The sequence below is a fragment of the Nocardia sp. NPDC101769 genome (assembly GCF_044766925.1).
Taxonomy (GTDB): Bacteria; Actinomycetota; Actinomycetes; order Mycobacteriales; family Mycobacteriaceae; genus Nocardia.
This window is the reverse complement of sequence record NZ_JBIWMX010000035.1, coordinates 68,696-84,561: the sequence shown is the minus strand read 5'-3', so window position 1 is coordinate 84,561 and position 15,866 is coordinate 68,696. Positions and strand designations below refer to the sequence as shown.

Below are 15,866 nucleotides of genomic sequence, written 5' to 3'. Positions count from 1 at the left end.
ACTTCATCCGTCCGGGTACGGCAGTAGCGCAACGGAAATCGACGGTCTGGCGCTTCACGCACAATATCCCCGGGACCGACCTGGCACCGGTAGCCAGGCGGAATGAGCGAGACGGTATGTCGTGGGGAGGACCGTGAGATGGCGGGCATCATCGGTGTCGGTCCGATCCTCTCCCCGAGCGCCGACACCGGTTTACCAACGCTGGCGTAGCCAACGGTCGACCCGACATCGAACTTCCGATTAAATATCGTCCGCTGCAGCCTATTTCGAGCCACGAGTCAGTACGGCCCCGCATATCCCCAACCTTGAGAAGCCCTACCCGGGACATTCACCCGCAGGCTGCGTCGAACTACATGAGCGCCAACGGATTCGATCGATCGACCCAGGAACCGCGTCCTCCCATCCCTGGGGACGCCATAGAGTTCTCGGTGCAGGTGGGGACGGAAGTACAGGGTTCGGGGGGCCGGACCGAACTGCGCAATCGGGACAGACGAGTCGAACTCAGGAGTCGTGATGGCGGAGGTGGCTGGGCAAACCACTACCGTGAGGACATTGATACCGGCGCGGATCGATCGGCTGCCTTGGTCGAGTTTCCATACCCGCATGGTGACCGCCCTCGGGGTGGCGTGGATTCTCGATGGGCTGGAGATCACCGTCGCCAGCGCGGTCGCCGACCTGCTTACCAAACCCGAGACCCTGCATATGTCCTCCGCCGCAGTCGGTTTGATCGCCACTGTGTATCTGGCGGGTGAGGTCGCCGGGGCACTGGTCTTCGGAAGTCTCTCCGACCGGCTCGGCCGCCGCAACCTCTTCATGATCACACTGGGGATCTATCTGCTCGGTAGCGGCCTGACCGCATTCACCCTCGGCAGTGGCGGGGGGTGGCTGTTGTTCCTCTACGCGACGAGGTTCATCGCGGGCATGGGTATCGGCGGTGAGTACGCGGCCATCAATTCCGCGGTCGACGAGCTGATTCCGGCACGTTACCGCGGGCGCGTGGATATCGCGGTGAACGGAACCTATTGGGCCGGGGCGATACTCGGCACAATAGGCACTCTCATCCTGCTGAATGGCCTCGATCCACGCCTCGGCTGGCGGCTGGGTTTTCTCCTCGGCCCGGTGCTCGGCATGGTGATTCTGCTGGTACGACGAAATCTTCCGGAAAGTCCGCGCTGGCAGATCATGCACGGCCGGGCCGACGAGGCCGAGGCCTCCATTCGCGCGATCGAGCACGAGGTGGTGACGAGTGGTGCCATCCTGCCCGCGGTGGACGTATCGAAAACCATCGGAATCACACCCGCGGACCATATCGGCTACCTCGCGCTGACCCGAGTTCTCTTCCGCGAGTACCCTTCTCGCGCCATACTCGGTGCGAGCCTCATGATCAGCCAGTCCTTCCTCTACAACGCGATCTTCTTTACCTACACCCTGGTTCTCGGCAAGTTTTACGACGTCCCTTCGTCAGCGACCCCGATCTACCTGGTGGCCTTCGCGGTAGGGAACCTGGTGGGCCCGTTGGTCCTCGGCCGCTACTTCGACACCATCGGCCGTCGCATCATGATCTCGAGTACCTACATCCTGTCCGGTGTCCTATTGCTCGCCTCCGCCGCACTGTTCTACGGCGGCTTCCTGAACGCCGTAACCCAGACCGCCTGCTGGTGCCTGATCTTCTTCTTCGCCTCGGCCGGAGCGAGTTCCGCGTACCTCACCGTCAGCGAGATCTTCCCCCTGGAAGTACGGGCCAAGGCAATCGCCGTATTCTTCGCCGTCGCCCAGCTTTTCGGCGCCCTCGGGCCGGTGGTCTACGGCGGCTTGATCGGCGACGGTACCCGACCGGGCCGCCTGTTCATGGGGTACCTGCTGGGCGCAGCCGTGATGATCGCGGGCGGAATGGTCGCTCGCGCCCTGGCAGTCGACGCCGAGGGCCGCTCCCTGGAAGCCATCGCCCCACCACTGTCCACCGGTCGGGTGAACGACGATGTGAGCTCGAACCCCACGGCCTGAAACATCGTGGGTAACAAGCATTTCAAACCCAGCTAACGTCGTACATACGACATTGTCTACGACAATCCGTAAGACGGTATGACCGCTGTTCCGGCGGACAAATCTTCGAGGGGGGCAATCAGAGTGATGGACAGCGGTCTGGACGCAGTATGGCGGTCTGTGCTCGGCGCAGCGGCCCAGGGACGCCAGCTCCGCGTTCTCCGACCCGTCCGGCGGGATCGCCACCACCACAACGCCTTCCACCTACACACGCGGCCGCGATCTGATCGACGAGGCGGACTACAGCACCCTTCGGCAGACGCGGAAAACCAGGTCGCTGGGGACCCCACCAATACTCGAAGAGATCCAACGACTGCAAGGATCCGACGGCCGGACCACCATCGCGACACAAGACGAGATCGACGCGGCGATAGCAGCGGGCGGGCAAGAGCTGTTCCGAGGGTTCGATGAGGATCGCTACATCGACGCCTTCGTCACCGGCCCCGTGCGACCTGGCGGCGGCACCACTGGATCCGGCACGTATGTCTCGCCGCAGAAGGAGATAGCACTCCACTACACCGACCGCTTTCGCACACAAGACCTGGCCACCAGGCAGGCTCGAGTGGTGCGGATGGCGCTACACCCCGATGCCAAAACCATCACCCTCCGCGAACTCGAAGCGGAACGAAACCGCACCCTGGCCCAGGTCACCCGTGAACTGAAGGCCGTGCGCAACATAGCGAAACCCACGGCCGCGGACACGGCTCGCTACATCGCGCTATTGAACAAGGAGCTGACGTTCGCCGACATCGGCCACTACGGTGCCTTGCGCGACTGGGACGCCATCGACGTACCGATACCTGGTCGAACAAGGAGTGGGCGGTACTCAACCCGACCGCCCTGTTGGTTCAACGGTGAGCGCCCATCCTGCGAACCTTTTCTTCGGTATCGGCGGCGGTCACATCGGCGATCTCACTGATCTCGACCGGCACCATCGCGCCACCGAAATGCCTCAGCGATGGCACGAAGATCGCTTCGGCCCCGGTGCGGATAGCCACGGTGCGCAGCCGCTGCATCGGGCTATCGGTCGTCGGCCCGAACGCTACGACCTTGCACAGGTCGTATCCCGATCGTGCCGCGAGACTGCGGATCTGGGTCTCATCCCAATCCTGGCGCATTCCGGATACATCACGCCTGAGAAATCCGATCGCTTTCGGGATCATCTCGATATTTCCTCTCGCCCTTGTCGGCCTTTGTCTTTCGCTGCGCCGACGCCGGTTCTATATGGCTGTGAGTGCCCTCGAAACAGCTTTCCTATAGCACAGCACCAATCTCAATGAATTACCGCTCCGGCTATCCAGCAGTGGGGATACTCGGAGATCAGGGTGTCCGACGGGCCCCTACCCTGGCCGTCGTGAGATCACTCAACATGTTGATTGCCGCCGCGGCATGTCTGCTCGCGCTGTTCGCGCAGCCGCCCGTGGCCGCCGCACAGTCGCCGACCTCATAGGTTGTCTGGCAATGGAACGTGGCCGGAAACGCGATGAACAAGGATTCCACAACCAGGGGTTCCGGTAGTAATCGCCGAGAAAACAACGGATATGCGTAATCGGTTGGTAGATAGCTAGTTTCGTGCTCGTGATGCGGGTTTGGGCTGGTGGTGCTTGGCTGGGGTGTTGATGGGGTTCGTTGGCGTGGTGGAGGTCGGGGTTCGTGGCGACGCGGGTGTTCGCGGATGAGGAGTTGGCGCGGTTACGGGAGTTCCCGGAGATCAGTCGCGAGGAGTTGTACCGGTTTTTCACGCTGACCGGATCGGACTTGGCGTTCATCGCGCCCGGGCGCGGGCGTGGCCCGGCAGATCGGTTGGGCATTGCTGTTGCGCTGTGCACGCTGCCTTGGTTGGGGTTCGTGCCGGACAAGGTGTCGACGGCGCCGCCGGTGGCGGTGGCCCGGCTGGCTGCCGAGCTGAATGTGGATGCGGGCGAGATCGGTTCCTATGGCCGTCGAGCGCAGACGCGAACTGATCACCTGCGGTTGGTGGCTCAGTATCTGGGCTGGCGGGGGCCGGGGCCGATGGAGTTGAAGGAGCTGGACGAGTTTCTGTTGGCGCGGGCGATGGAGCACGATTCACCGACGTTGCTGTTTCGGCTGGCGTGTGAGTATCTGATCTCGGCGAAGGTGATCCGGCCGGGCCCGGTGGTCCTGGTCGAACGGGTGGCTCACGCCCGCGAGCAGGCGCAGCGCGAAACCTACGACCGGCTCGCGCATGAACTCACGCCCGAGCGGTGCACGCAGTTGGACGGGTTGCTGGTCACCGATGTCTCGCTGAAGATGTCTCGGTTGCGGTGGCTGTCGACCGGGCCGGTGGAGGCGTCCGCGGCGGCGGTGAAGGCCGAGGTCGACAAGCTCGGGTTCCTGCGCAGCCTGGGTGCTGATCGTTTGGACATGTCGGTGCTGCCGGCCGAGCGGCGCAGGTTCCTGGCGACGTTGGGTCGTCGGCTGACTCCGCAGGCGTTGGAGCGGCGGGAGCCGCAGCGGCGTCATCCGATCCTGCTCACGGTGCTGGCGCAGTCGGGCGCCGATGTGCTCGATGAGGTCGTCGGGTTGTTCGATCAGGCGATCTCGGCGAAATTCAGTGCCGCCGAGAAGCGGATGAAAGACGATCTGGCCGAACGCGGCCGCTCCGGTGAGGACCGGCAAGCCCTCCTCGATGAGCTGCTGGCGATCATCAATGATGCCGCGATCCCGGATGAGCAGGTCGGGGGCTTGGTGCGGGGAGAACAGATCGGGTGGGAGCGGTTGCGGGTCGCGGTCGCCCAGGCCAAGCCTCGGTTGCCGCGTGATCACGGGCATCTAGCCGCTCTGAACACGTCCTACAGTTATTTGCGGCAGTTCACTCCGCACGTGTTGTCGAGTGTGCGGTTCGCTGGCGGTACCGCGGCGACGGAGTTGCTGATCGCGGTGAACATGCTGCGGGAGTTGAACGCGACCGGTCGCCGCAAGGTGTTCGACGAGGCTCCGACCGGGTTCGTGCCGACCAAGTGGCGCGGCTACCTCGAGCAGGCCCGCAGATCCGGCAATCCGACTGCCTACCGGCACTATTGGGAGCTGTGTGTGCTGCTCGGCTTGCGGGACGGGCTACGCAGCGGGGACGTGTTTGTGCCCGGCTCGCGCCGCTACGCCGATCCGGCGGCGTATCTGCTCACCCCGGCCCAGTGGGAGCCGCAACGCGCCGAATTCTGCCGTCTGGTCGGCAAATCCGCCGATCCGGCCCGCGCGCTGGCCGACGCGGTCGATGAACTGCACGAATCGGTCGCAGAGCTGGAGAAGGTCCTGGCCGGCGGCGATGGCCCGGTCCGTCTCGATGACGAGGGTGACCTCGTGATATCTCCGCTGAGCGCCGAGGATGTACCGGCTGAGGCGGCCGAGCTCAAGGCGGAGCTGACCGAGATGTTGCCGTTCGCGCCGATCGTGTCGCTGTTGATCGAGCTGGACAAACGCACCGGCTACCTGGACTGTTTCACCCACGCGGGCGGCAAGCAGACCCGCAGCTCAGATCTGAAACGCAACCTCATAGCGGTCTTGCTGGCCAACGCGACCAACCTCGGGCTGCACAGCATGGCCGATGCCTGCGGCATCTCCTACGACATTCTGCGGTGGACCGAGGAATGGTATGTGCGGGAGGAAACGCTGCGCGCGGCGAACCTAGCGATCATCTCCTACCACCAAAAGTTGCCGCTCACCACGATTTTCGGCGGCGGCACCCTGTCTTCCAGCGACGGGCAACGGTTCCCGACCCGCGGCAAATCGACCACCGCTCGCACGGTCCCACAGTTCTTCGCTGACCAGGGACTTTCCACCTACACCCACATCACCGATCAGCACACCACCTACGGCACCAAGGTGATCGTCACCACCCGGCGCGAGGCCCACTACGTGCTCGACGAGATCCTGGGCAACGCCGAAGACCTGCCGATCACCGAGCATGCGACCGATACCCATGGCGTGACCCTGGTCAACTTCGCGTTGTTCGACCTGCTCGGGATGCAGCTCTCGCCCCGGATCCGGGATCTGGGCAAGATCACCCTGTACCGGCCGGGGTCGCGGGCCGAGGCCGAGTCGCGGTTCCCGTGCGCCGGGCCGCTGTTGACCCGCAAACTGAACCTGGACCTCATCAGCGAGCATTACGACGACCTGCTGCGGTTGAGCGGGTCGCTGAAGTTCGGGCACGCGACCGCGTCGCTGCAGGTGGGGAAGCTGTCGGCATCGAGCCGGCAGAACGCGCTGGCGGCGGCGTTGAAAGAGTATGGGGCGCTTCGCCGTACGATCTACGCCGCTCGCTATTTGTCGGATCCGGACTATCGGCGCAAGATCGCACGCCAGTTGAACCGGGGCGAGTCGGTCCACGCGCTCAAGCGGGACCTGCTCTACGCTCACGAGGGCACGATCCGGTCTCGGCATCTCGAGGACCAGTCCGAACAAATGTGGTGCCTGACCCTCGCGACGAACGCTGTGATCGCCTGGACCACAGAATATTTCGGTCTCGCGGTGGAGCAGATGCGGCGCGAAGGCCGCCGGGTCGATGACGAGGTGCTGGCACATGTGTCCCCGGCCCACTCGGAGAACATCAACTTCTTCGGCGCGATCGAGGTCGACATCGACGCCGAGTTGGCGCAGCTCGGGCCGACCGGCTATCGGCCCCTAAGCCTCGATCCACTGACGTAATTGGGAATCGAGGGTGCGGTGAAATAGCGAAAGTGCCCTCTGACCTGGAATGATTGGTGTTCTTGACGCAACAATCAGATCCAGTTCGGGAAGACACTTTCAGTGCGATTGTTCCACACGTTCGCCGAGGACTCGGCACGCTTCGATGACGACAACCTGGTGTCGGTGGCCGGGTTGGTGCCGGTGATGACCCTGGCCGAGCAAACCGGCCTGACCAGCATGTTGGCCGACAAGGTCGCGATCACCGCGCCGCGGATCAAGTCCGGATCGGCGAATCCAGGCCCGAAGTTGGCCACCTTGATCGCCGGGATGTGCGCCGGCGCGGACAGCATCGATGATCTCGACCTGCTGCGCAGCGGCGGCGGCAAGAACCTGTTCGGTGGGGTGTATGCGCCCTCGACGGTGGGAACATTGTTGCGGGAGTTCACCTTCGGGCACGGCAAGCAGTTGGAGTCGGTGCTGGGTGAGCACCTGTGTGCCTTGGTCGATCGGGTTGATCTGTTGCCCGGCAAGCAGGTGCGGTGTTTCGTCGATATCGACTCGTTGCTGCGTCCGGTCTACGGGCACCAGAAACAGGGTGCGTCCTACGGACACACCAAGATCGCGGGCAAACAGGTTCTCCGCAAAGGACTTTCACCGTTGGTCGCCACGATCAGCACCGACCTCGCGGCCCCGGTCGTCGCGGGGATGCGGTTGCGCGCGGGCAAGACCGGCTCCGGCAAGGGTGCCGCGTCGATGGTCACCGCCGCGATCAACACCGCCCGAGCAGCCGGGGCCACCGGGCAGATCCTGGTGCGCGGCGATTCCGCGTTCGGCAACCGGAAAGTGGTGCGGGCCGCGCTGCGCGCCGACGCGCGGTTCTCGGTGGTGATGACCAGAAACGCTGCCGTGGGGCGCGCGATCGACGCGATCGGCCCCGACGCGTGGACCCCGGTGAACTATCCCGGTGCGGTCCGCGATCCCGATACCGGGGACTGGATCTCCGATGCCGAGGTCGCCGAAATTGGTTACACCGCTTTCGCTTCCACCAAAGACAAAACCACCGCCCGCCTGATCGTGCGCCGTGTGAAAGACGCCCGCTATCCTGATGCATTGTTCCCGGTCTGGCGGTATCACCCGTTCTTCACCAATTCCACCGAGCCGACGGCCGACGCCGATATCACCCACCGTCGACACGCTGTCATCGAGACCGTGTTCGCCGACTTGATCGACGGACCGCTGGCCCACATCCCGTCGGGGAAATTCGGTGCGAATTCCGCCTGGGTCCTCGCCGCCGCGATCGCCCACAACCTGCTGCGCGCCACCGGCATCCTCGCCGGCGGAAACCACGCCCGCGCTCGCGCGGCCACCCTGCGCCGCAAGATCATCAACATCCCCGCCCGCCTGGCCCGCCCGCAACGCCGCCCGGTCCTGCACTTGCCCAGCCACTGGCCGTGGACCGATGCATGGCTCACCTTGTGGCACAACACCATCGGCTACACACCACCACAACCCGAAGCTCTCTGACCACCCCGGCTGCAACGGCCCGACCCGAGATTTACGTGGAAGAGCTGGGCAGACCAGCGGTTACCCCACACCTAAAACCGGTTGGTCTGCGCGCCTTCGGCGCGCAGACCAACCCGAAACCCGGGTCGGTGGATCGAGGCTTTAGCATGTGGCGTATCCGGGCGGTCGTCGAGGAAGAAGGTGAGCAATGAGCGCATTGACGCAAGACAACCTGCACCCTGTGCGACGGCAACTGACTCCCGAACAACTCGAAGCTCGCCAGCGCCAAGCCGAGAAGATCCTGGGTCGTGAGCTCCCTCGTAAGACGACAACGACCGTCGGCCGCCGCGACAAGTAGGACGAGTAAGCGATGCCTGGGAAGTGCCCCGGTCAGGAACTGCCCATTCCTTGGCGGCGTCAATCCGGCTGACTGAAGCCGGAGGTGGGGCGACTGGAATACGCCAGAAGCCAGCCGTGCGGGTCAGAAGTAGTCGACTGGGCGGGGTTGTTCAGCAGGTGGATCGAGGCCGGAGCCGTTGGGAGCCATTGGCTTTGATGACCTGCCGCGGCCTGGCCACATAGCCGAGCCCCGCATACTGACTGGACATCATCGCATCGAACGCAGGCCTCACGATCTCCCCTACCCTGACCGCTGCATCCGCCCTACGGTCACCGCGCCAATTCTGCTCTGACTCTGTAGTGTCGGGACGCTGACGGTTCCAGCGTATCGGGAGGTGATGTTCCCCAATCCTGGTGGCACCACCGCAGCGGTGACAAATTACTAGCACTACTGTAAAAAGTGTGGCAGTGACGGCGATTTCCAATGTCGAGCGGTATGCCTCCATCCCTTCCACGCCGATACAGGGGAACCGGAGTATATGAGCAGGCGCGACGAATACCGTGTCAGCCTCGCTGATGAGTTCACCGAACTGACAGACGCCACGCGTGCAGTCAGATCGGCGCTGGACAAGTGGGTAGACGGCGGTATCGCAGAGCGACTACCCCGCCCCGAACGCGCCAGTGCTGCCTCCAACGCATTGCTCGAGCTGGACAGACTGATCGGTAGGCTCAATACCTACCGACAGAGATTGTCGCATGCAATGGACGATCTCGGCGAGTGACGTCACGATCGCCAAGAATCCCCTCGGGGCGGGTCATGACCGTATCAATTCCCGTGGAATTGGAGGATGATCCCCGTACGCGCGCGGATGAAACTTGCCGACATCCGAGGCCCGGAATGGACCCACCATTTTCGTCAAGTCACAAGATGGCGGGTTCGTTGATTGCCTCCCGGCGTCAGTAGCCTGCCGACGGTCGGTTCGGATCCGCTTGCTGAACCCTTTCGGCCAGGTTGGACCCATCCATTTTGACGTAGTACTTGTGGACGGGGTCGTGCATTACATAGTTCATGCTCGCGACTATGTTAGCCACCGGATCGTTGATATCGGCGACCGATGCCCCCTTTGGCAGGTTCGCCAAGAAGACACTCGGAATCGTTTGAGTAAGACCTTGCGAAGGATGCCCGGCCCTAGCGTTGCTGTCGGTAGTGTTCACGCTGTCGGGGTCGCCACCAGATTCTCGGGATATGAGTGTTAAATAGCCTTTTGTCCAATTCTCACGGGCGATGGGATCCTTGATCCCCAGATAGTCGAGCGCCTTGCCGATCTCTATCGTCAATTCCGCTTTACTCAGCGTGATGTGTCTCCCCTTGCGCCCCGAGGTATCGTATCCCTCATCCTGATATGTGCCTGATCCTCCCGGATTGACAGGTGCATACGCTACATACTGATTGTCAGCATTGCCGGAATAGGACGGAGAATTGTAGCCGCTCGGAATGAAGGGCGAAGGCCCGTCCGTGGCGGGTGTTTCATTGCGAACGGCATCAGAATTCGCGTTGAGCTGCCCATAGGCTTGATCGAAATCGTTTTGAGCCTTCGTCACGATACCCTCGAGAGCCGCACTCGCACGGACTTGATCCGAAACCGGTGGGTTCTCGTCGGGCACTGTGGCGAGAGCGTCCTTGACTTGTTGGATATATCCCGAAGTCTGCATCGTGAAGTTGTTCGCGACGGTGGCCGACTTCGCGGTGACATCGGCGATGCTCGCGTCGATCGAACCCAGGTCGGTTTCGAGCTTGTCAGCCTGTGCCGCACTCAGCGAGTAGTTGGTTTGAAGTTCACCGGAACCTGGCATGACGGCGGGGGTCACATTCAAACTCCTGGCCGTTGGGGCTACGGCATTACCACCGCCGACTACCGCCAGTATCGTCCGGAAGAATTTTTGAGTTTTGTCGATGGCAGGATTCAGAATTGGTGCGTTTTGCTTGTAGTCAAGGGTGAATGGGGTTGTCATTGCTCACGTTCCGTCGCATTCTAGCGCGGTCAATGGGGCCCGGATATGGGCGAGCGCGAAACGTAGCCACCGGCTACGTTTCGCGCTCGCTGTACATCCTGCCAACAAATACTTCTACGCGTCGATGAATGAATTGAATGCGTGGATACCGGTATCGCTGCCGCCGTCGGTTCCGCGCTGCAGGGCCGATCGCAGGGCCGGTGTGGCCGAGTCGAGCAGTTCGGTGAGTTCCATCGTCGACAATTCGGACAACGATAGGGTACTGCGACTCATGAGGGCCTCCTCCTTGATCTCTGGTCAGCTCCGGTGTGCGCTGACTCTGATGTCTCCCAGTATGGGCTGCACCGCGATCGGCGCCCTCCCGCTCATGGGAAGGTGGGGGAACTCCCGTGCTATGGGCGCTCGGATCTCAGGCGGGTACCACACACCCTCGTCAGAATTGCTCGTGATGTGTGTGGTAGGCGGTGACTATCTCCGAGAGGATTCGGCCGCGGTTCTGTACGTCGTAGCCGTTGTCGCGAGCCCATTGGCGGATGACCGAATTCTGGCGAGTGTCCGCTGGTTTGGATCTGGTGCTCCTGCTGCGCGGGGAATGTCCAACCCTGCGGGCGTGTGTAGTCCATCGAGAAAGCGCAACACGCAAATCATTGGCGTTCGGGGCGGAAAGATCGAGTTCGTAGGACACTCCGTCGAGCCCGAATGATATGGTCTCTGCCGCCTCGGACTCGCCGTCGAGATCATCGATGAAGTTGACGACCAGCTTGCGTACCATGTACGGGATTTCCTTTCGGTTCGTTACGGAGATCAGAATATGTTTCCGGCGGAGGTGATCAGGGAGTCTGCCAAGAAATTCGACCGGCGAATGAACCGTATTCCCAATCATGGGAATCAAGGGATGACCGTCAGCTGAGAACGCCATCGATGCATAGACTGGCCGAGCGCCAGGTGGGCGCGGGACGAGTGGATTCGGCGTCGAATGCCCACTGCGAGACCGGGCCAACCGAACGCCACATGAGGAAGCCGCCGGTGGAAACGACCTCGAAGAGGTCTTCGGAGCCGTCGATGAGCTGACTGCCCGAACAGTAGTCGTTGTAGTCCGTGCCCGGTTGACGGGCGCCGGGGCTGAACTGCCCGGCCGGATTTCGAATGGACCCGGGGCTCACCACGGTGCTCGCATGCCCTTGCGCCGATCGCATGATCCAACGCGGTGCGCCGAAAGTGTCTGTCTGACAAGTGAATGCGAGGCCACCCGCATAGACGGATGCCCCCTGGCCGTAACTGGCACCGGCCCATAGGCAGTGTGCCCCCGGCATGTCCGCGGAGGCCGGGGTGGTGGCTGCGGCGATCCCGAAGGCGCCGAGGAGGATGGCGGTCGCTGCGGCGAGCCGGGCTCGTAGCCGGGAGACCGGGTTGAGGTGGTGGCTCTGATTGCGTTTCGCGTTCGTGAACATCGACGTCTCCGTTTCGTCACGTGTGTTCCGCGCTGGTGTTGGCCGGAATGTTGGCACGTTGACTGACGTAGTGAATGTACCGATAAACAACGGCACATTCGGACGATGCGTATCCACCGGTGGGAATAACCCGCGGGATCAAGCCTTGTGCAATACCTCGGAGATTTCGCTGTCCTGGTCGATCTGGCGCTCGATGAGGCGGTTCACCAGATCGCCCGTGGCCTCGCCCGGTACCCGCCGAATCGCTGCCACCTGCGCGGCGAGTTGCGCCAACTCGTCCGAGCCGCGATTGGACGTCGCGTAGGACTCCCACGCATGGCGATGCAGCAGGTCAACCAGACGGCGGGCGATCCGGTCGCAGTCGGCCTTCAATCGTTCCAGTTCGCGAAGTCCCTCCGCGCAGGGCACACCCAGGGCGGCGGAGCAATCGAACAGCGTGGCCAGCGCCGGATCGGCCACACGATAGGTCGTGGCGTTGACCGGCTCGAACACGCCGATGGCAACAACACGCGCGAGCCCGTTCGGGACGTCGCCGAACCGCGCCTGCAGTTCGGTCGCGGAGATGGTGGAGTCTTCGAGCTCGTCGACCGCCGCGGGCTCGGGCTCGACCACACCGAGCACGGCCCCCAGGTCGTCGCCGCGATCCCAGGCGGCAAGCAGTTCTTTGATCCCGTTGAGCTTGATGCCGCGGTCGAGGAGCCGGCTGATCGTGCGGACCCGGTTCAGGTGTTCGTCGCCGTAGTAGCCGGTTCGTCCGCGCAGCTGGGGTGGGGGCAGCACACCTCGCTCGTGATAGACGCGCACACTGCGCACGGTCGTCCCGGCGGCCTGCGCGAGTTCGTCGATGGTGTATTCGGCCGCTGCTGCCATGGGACAAGGAAACCACATCATTCGCGCGAGGTCCCACGCACCGTTGTGACGTCGATTATCGTGCCGATGGATCTTGATCTCGATTCGAGCAACACCCGGTGGGCCACGTGGACGCCGTCAGCGCTGGTCACCGACCCGGAAATTCTTCCCTCCCTTGGTGATTCGACAGATTTTTCTCCTCGTGCCCTGACCTATTCTTGGCCGATGAACGACTCATCGCACACCCGGGTGAGTTCCTCCGAACGTGACCGTGCACTCGACGAGCTGGCACAGCACTTCGCTCTGGGCCGGCTGTCGGTCGAAGAGCTGGAGGAACGCAGCTCTCGGGTGTGGCGGGCGATCACCGTCCGGCAACTGGCCGAGACATTCGCGGATCTTCCGGCGGCACCCGCCTCCGCTGAGGGTTCGTACCTGACCGATGGCGCACTGCCCCGGACGGTGGTTCGGGTCGGTGCGATCGTGGTGTCGGCCGTCGTGTGCCAATTCGTCTTCGGTAACGCGTGGTGGTTGTTGCTCCTGTTGGCCGTACCCGCGGTCATGACACTCGGCCTGCGCAGCCGGTGAACCGGGACTACCACAGCGTTCTGGGCCTGACCAGGTTGGCCAGATCGATCAATCGGTAGCGATGTAAGCGTTCCGGGGCCAATCGCGCCACGGCGCGCAGGCAGGCCTCGAGTCCCTGCCGGAGCGGCTTCTCGAGGAACGGATAGCCGAGGATCTCGAGGTCGGCCCGCTGCTGGTGGTATCCCTTGCGCAAGCACTCCAAGGCGGCGCCGACCACCAGCACTCGCACTTGTGGGGTGCGGGGTTCCTCGGTGAGTTCGTCCAGTCGCGCCGCGGCCGTGGCGAGTTCGTCCTGGGTGATGTGGGCGGGTGGCCGTGAGACGAGCAGCAGGCTCCCGGTGAGCCTGGTCAGTGCGAAGTGGCGCGATGAGGTAGGTACCTGGTCGAGAATCTCGACCGCGGTGAGCACGTCACCCGCGGCGACCAAGCCCCGGGCGAGGCCGACCGCGGCGCTGATAGCGCCGTGATTGACCTGCCACACAGCGCGGAAGTTGTCGAGCGCGACGGTCTGCCAGCGGTCCCGATCGCCGCCGGGTTCCTCCGAAGCCAGCTCCGCCGAGGCCGCCAATGCCAGCGCGGGGGCGATCTCACCCGGGAGCATGGCATGGACCGCGTCGAAGTGGCGATGCGCCCGGTCCGGATAGTGGTCGAGCAAAGCCGCGATTCCTATGTACCACTCGATCCGCCAGTCCTTGCGATATCGCGGGCGTAGTTCGGCCAAGAGCTCGCACGCCGGCACCGTCTGGCCGAGGTCGAGGTGCGCGCGGACGGCGGTGAGGGCGCCTTCGAGCTCATACGACGCCGGCGCCGGGATCGTCCCCGCGAGGATTCGACTGTGCGTGCGATACAGGGCGTCGAGTGCGTGGCGGGCTTCGCTGTGCAGCAGGGTCGACAGCAGTGGCGCGGCGGGATCGTCGGTGTCGATGAGCGGAATGGGCAGCGCGGCGGCGATGGCCTGCGGGTCGAGCTCGGCGGTGTGGTGGAGACCGGTGACCATGCCATCGGTCTTGGCCACGAAGGTGTCGATGCCGAAATCGCCACGCATGGAGCTGAATTCGACCGAGGCCTGGGGATGCTCGGTTCCGGTGTCGGTGGCCAGCACCATGCGGAGTACGCCGGCGAGCTGGCAGTACATGGCGTAGGCGGAGGGAAATCGGCGTTCGGGGTCGGGGTCGGTGGCCCGCTGGAGCAGCCGCCGCAGCGCGGGATAGCGGCGCAGCACCGGCTGTTCGGCCGGATCGGGGATGCCGGGCGGGAATCCGTCCGTGTCGTCTCGGCGTAGATCGAGAACGAGCGCGGCCAGTGTGCGGCCGACCGCGTGGATATCGGCGGCGATCGTGGGTCCGGTTTCGGTGAACTCGGGCGCCATGTACCCCGGCGTGCCGTAGATGCTGCCGTAGGAGTCCATGGCCGCGACCGCGCCGAGGTCGATGAGTTTGACCTCCTCGCCGGTGACCATGATGTTGTCGGGTTTGAGGTCGTTGTAGGCAAGACCGAATGAATGCAGGTAGTCCAGCGCCGGAAGGACTTCCATGACATAGGCGATGGCCTCGGCGACCGGCAGCACGGCGGGTTCGTGTTGCTCGACCATCGTCTTCAGGGAACGGCCGCCGACGTATTCCATCACGATGTAGCCGTGGGGCGATTCATCGGCGTTCGCGTGCTTGACGAAGTTGTAGATCTTGACGATGCCCGGATGCGCCATCTCGGAAAGGAATTGGCGTTCGGCGACCTCGACGATGTGCGCCTCGAAGTCGAGCGGGTTCTGCAAGCCCTTCAACACCACCCAGCGGTCGCTGACGTTGCGGTCGATGGCCAGGTATATCCAGCCGAGCCCGCCGTGCGCCAGACAGCCCTGTACCTCGTATTGGTCGGCAACGACATCCCCGGTGTGCAGGTGGGGGCGGAAGTTGAACGGCGATCGGCAGTGGGGGCACACCCCCGTGACGGCGCCGGGCCGTCCTTCTTCACCACGGCCGACCGGACGCGCACAGTTCCAGCAGAAGCGTTTGGCCTCGGGAACTTCGGGATCGGTGAGCACCACCTCGCGCGGATCGATGGGCATGGCCCTGGGCAGTTGCACCAGGCCACCGCCCAGACGGCGGACGCTGGGACGCGATCGAGAGCTGCGCCCGGACAGCGAATCGGAGTCGAGGTCCTCGTCATCGGGGTCTTCGATATCGATGAGGTCCACGGACGCGGGTTGCTGATTCGCTCGCTCGTCGGGCGAGAGTCGCCGGGTGACTTCGGTTTCCGCGGGTGCCGCGCGCAGTGATGTGGTGAATCGCTGCCCCGGTGTGACCGCGACCGATCGTCGGGTCGACCAGGGATTCGGCACCGGCCGGGGTATCTCGGTGCCGCGCATACGCCGGTTGGCCCAGGGGTGTGACTGTGGACCTCCGACTGCGCTGGGTTGGTCCGGCATGGAACCCTCTC

At 63.6% G+C, this 15,866-nt stretch carries 13 protein-coding genes; 6 read left to right on the top strand and 7 right to left on the bottom strand.

Annotation, left to right across the window (positions count from 1 at the left end; genetic code table 11):
- The first annotated feature begins 603 nt into the window (after positions 1-603).
- Positions 604-2,004, top strand: coding sequence for an MFS transporter (locus tag ACIRRA_RS37705; RefSeq protein ID WP_402778496.1), 1,401 nt, complete (start codon positions 604-606; stop codon positions 2,002-2,004).
- Positions 2,005-2,891: 887 nt separating this feature from the next.
- On the opposite strand, the gene ACIRRA_RS37700 is transcribed toward ACIRRA_RS37705, so the two are convergent.
- Positions 2,892-3,206 carry a hypothetical protein gene (locus ACIRRA_RS37700; RefSeq protein ID WP_402778493.1) on the bottom strand — a complete coding sequence of 105 codons (315 nt, stop codon included), beginning with the start codon at positions 3,204-3,206 and terminating at the stop codon, positions 2,892-2,894.
- Between the two features lie 490 nt (positions 3,207-3,696).
- Here ACIRRA_RS37700 and ACIRRA_RS37695 point away from each other — a divergent pair, with 490 nt between their 5' ends.
- The 4 genes from ACIRRA_RS37695 to ACIRRA_RS37680 all read left to right on the top strand — a co-directional run bounded on the left by ACIRRA_RS37695 (position 3,697) and on the right by ACIRRA_RS37680 (position 9,314).
- Positions 3,697-6,708: a Tn3 family transposase gene (locus tag ACIRRA_RS37695; RefSeq protein ID WP_402778490.1), complete on the top strand. Its 3,012-nt coding sequence runs from the start codon at positions 3,697-3,699 to the stop codon at positions 6,706-6,708.
- A 102-nt stretch (positions 6,709-6,810) separates the two neighbouring features.
- Entirely contained in the window at positions 6,811-8,214 is a 1,404-nt protein-coding gene (locus ACIRRA_RS37690; protein WP_402778487.1) for an IS1380 family transposase, read from the top strand.
- 187 nt (positions 8,215-8,401) lie between these two features.
- Positions 8,402-8,551: a hypothetical protein gene (locus ACIRRA_RS37685; protein WP_402778484.1), complete on the top strand. Its 150-nt coding sequence runs from the start codon at positions 8,402-8,404 to the stop codon at positions 8,549-8,551.
- 520 nt (positions 8,552-9,071) lie between these two features.
- A complete protein-coding gene (locus ACIRRA_RS37680; protein WP_402778481.1) occupies positions 9,072-9,314 on the top strand; it encodes a hypothetical protein in 243 nt (80 codons plus the stop codon).
- A 175-nt stretch (positions 9,315-9,489) separates the two neighbouring features.
- Here ACIRRA_RS37680 and ACIRRA_RS37675 read toward each other — a convergent pair whose 3' ends face one another.
- From ACIRRA_RS37675 to ACIRRA_RS37655, 5 genes are all read right to left on the bottom strand, one after another.
- Positions 9,490-10,545: a hypothetical protein gene (locus tag ACIRRA_RS37675; protein WP_402778478.1), complete on the bottom strand. Its 1,056-nt coding sequence runs from the start codon at positions 10,543-10,545 to the stop codon at positions 9,490-9,492.
- A 114-nt stretch (positions 10,546-10,659) separates the two neighbouring features.
- Positions 10,660-10,818, bottom strand: a complete 159-nt coding sequence (locus ACIRRA_RS37670; RefSeq protein WP_402778475.1) for a hypothetical protein — start codon at positions 10,816-10,818, stop codon at positions 10,660-10,662.
- 160 nt (positions 10,819-10,978) lie between these two features.
- Entirely contained in the window at positions 10,979-11,317 is a 339-nt protein-coding gene (locus ACIRRA_RS37665; protein WP_402778472.1) for an Lsr2 family protein, read from the bottom strand.
- Positions 11,318-11,447: 130 nt separating this feature from the next.
- Positions 11,448-11,996, bottom strand: a complete 549-nt coding sequence (locus ACIRRA_RS37660) for a hypothetical protein (protein WP_402778469.1) — start codon at positions 11,994-11,996, stop codon at positions 11,448-11,450.
- A 138-nt stretch (positions 11,997-12,134) separates the two neighbouring features.
- Positions 12,135-12,809 carry a MerR family transcriptional regulator gene (locus ACIRRA_RS37655; protein WP_402778467.1) on the bottom strand — a complete coding sequence of 225 codons (675 nt, stop codon included), beginning with the start codon at positions 12,807-12,809 and terminating at the stop codon, positions 12,135-12,137.
- Between the two features lie 261 nt (positions 12,810-13,070).
- Between ACIRRA_RS37655 and ACIRRA_RS37650 the strand changes: the two genes are divergently transcribed.
- Positions 13,071-13,430 carry a DUF1707 domain-containing protein gene (locus ACIRRA_RS37650; protein WP_402778465.1) on the top strand — a complete coding sequence of 120 codons (360 nt, stop codon included), beginning with the start codon at positions 13,071-13,073 and terminating at the stop codon, positions 13,428-13,430.
- A 7-nt stretch (positions 13,431-13,437) separates the two neighbouring features.
- Here ACIRRA_RS37650 and ACIRRA_RS37645 read toward each other — a convergent pair whose 3' ends face one another.
- Positions 13,438-15,768: a tetratricopeptide repeat protein gene (locus tag ACIRRA_RS37645; RefSeq protein ID WP_402778463.1), complete on the bottom strand. Its 2,331-nt coding sequence runs from the start codon at positions 15,766-15,768 to the stop codon at positions 13,438-13,440.
- Positions 15,769-15,866 lie beyond the last annotated feature (98 nt).

What these genes read in the sequence shown, in the direction of transcription:
- ACIRRA_RS37705 (WP_402778496.1), top strand. Translation starts at nt 604, where the DNA reads ATGGTGACCGCCCTCGGGGTGGCGTGGATTCTCGATGGGCTGGAGATC.
- ACIRRA_RS37700 (WP_402778493.1), bottom strand. Translation starts at nt 3,206, where the DNA reads ATGATCCCGAAAGCGATCGGATTTCTCAGGCGTGATGTATCCGGAATG.
- ACIRRA_RS37685 (WP_402778484.1), top strand. Translation starts at nt 8,402, where the DNA reads ATGAGCGCATTGACGCAAGACAACCTGCACCCTGTGCGACGGCAACTG.
- ACIRRA_RS37680 (WP_402778481.1), top strand. Translation starts at nt 9,072, where the DNA reads ATGAGCAGGCGCGACGAATACCGTGTCAGCCTCGCTGATGAGTTCACC.
- ACIRRA_RS37675 (WP_402778478.1), bottom strand. Translation starts at nt 10,545, where the DNA reads ATGACAACCCCATTCACCCTTGACTACAAGCAAAACGCACCAATTCTG.
- ACIRRA_RS37670 (WP_402778475.1), bottom strand. Translation starts at nt 10,818, where the DNA reads ATGAGTCGCAGTACCCTATCGTTGTCCGAATTGTCGACGATGGAACTC.
- ACIRRA_RS37665 (WP_402778472.1), bottom strand. Translation starts at nt 11,317, where the DNA reads ATGGTACGCAAGCTGGTCGTCAACTTCATCGATGATCTCGACGGCGAG.
- ACIRRA_RS37660 (WP_402778469.1), bottom strand. Translation starts at nt 11,996, where the DNA reads ATGTTCACGAACGCGAAACGCAATCAGAGCCACCACCTCAACCCGGTC.
- ACIRRA_RS37650 (WP_402778465.1), top strand. Translation starts at nt 13,071, where the DNA reads ATGAACGACTCATCGCACACCCGGGTGAGTTCCTCCGAACGTGACCGT.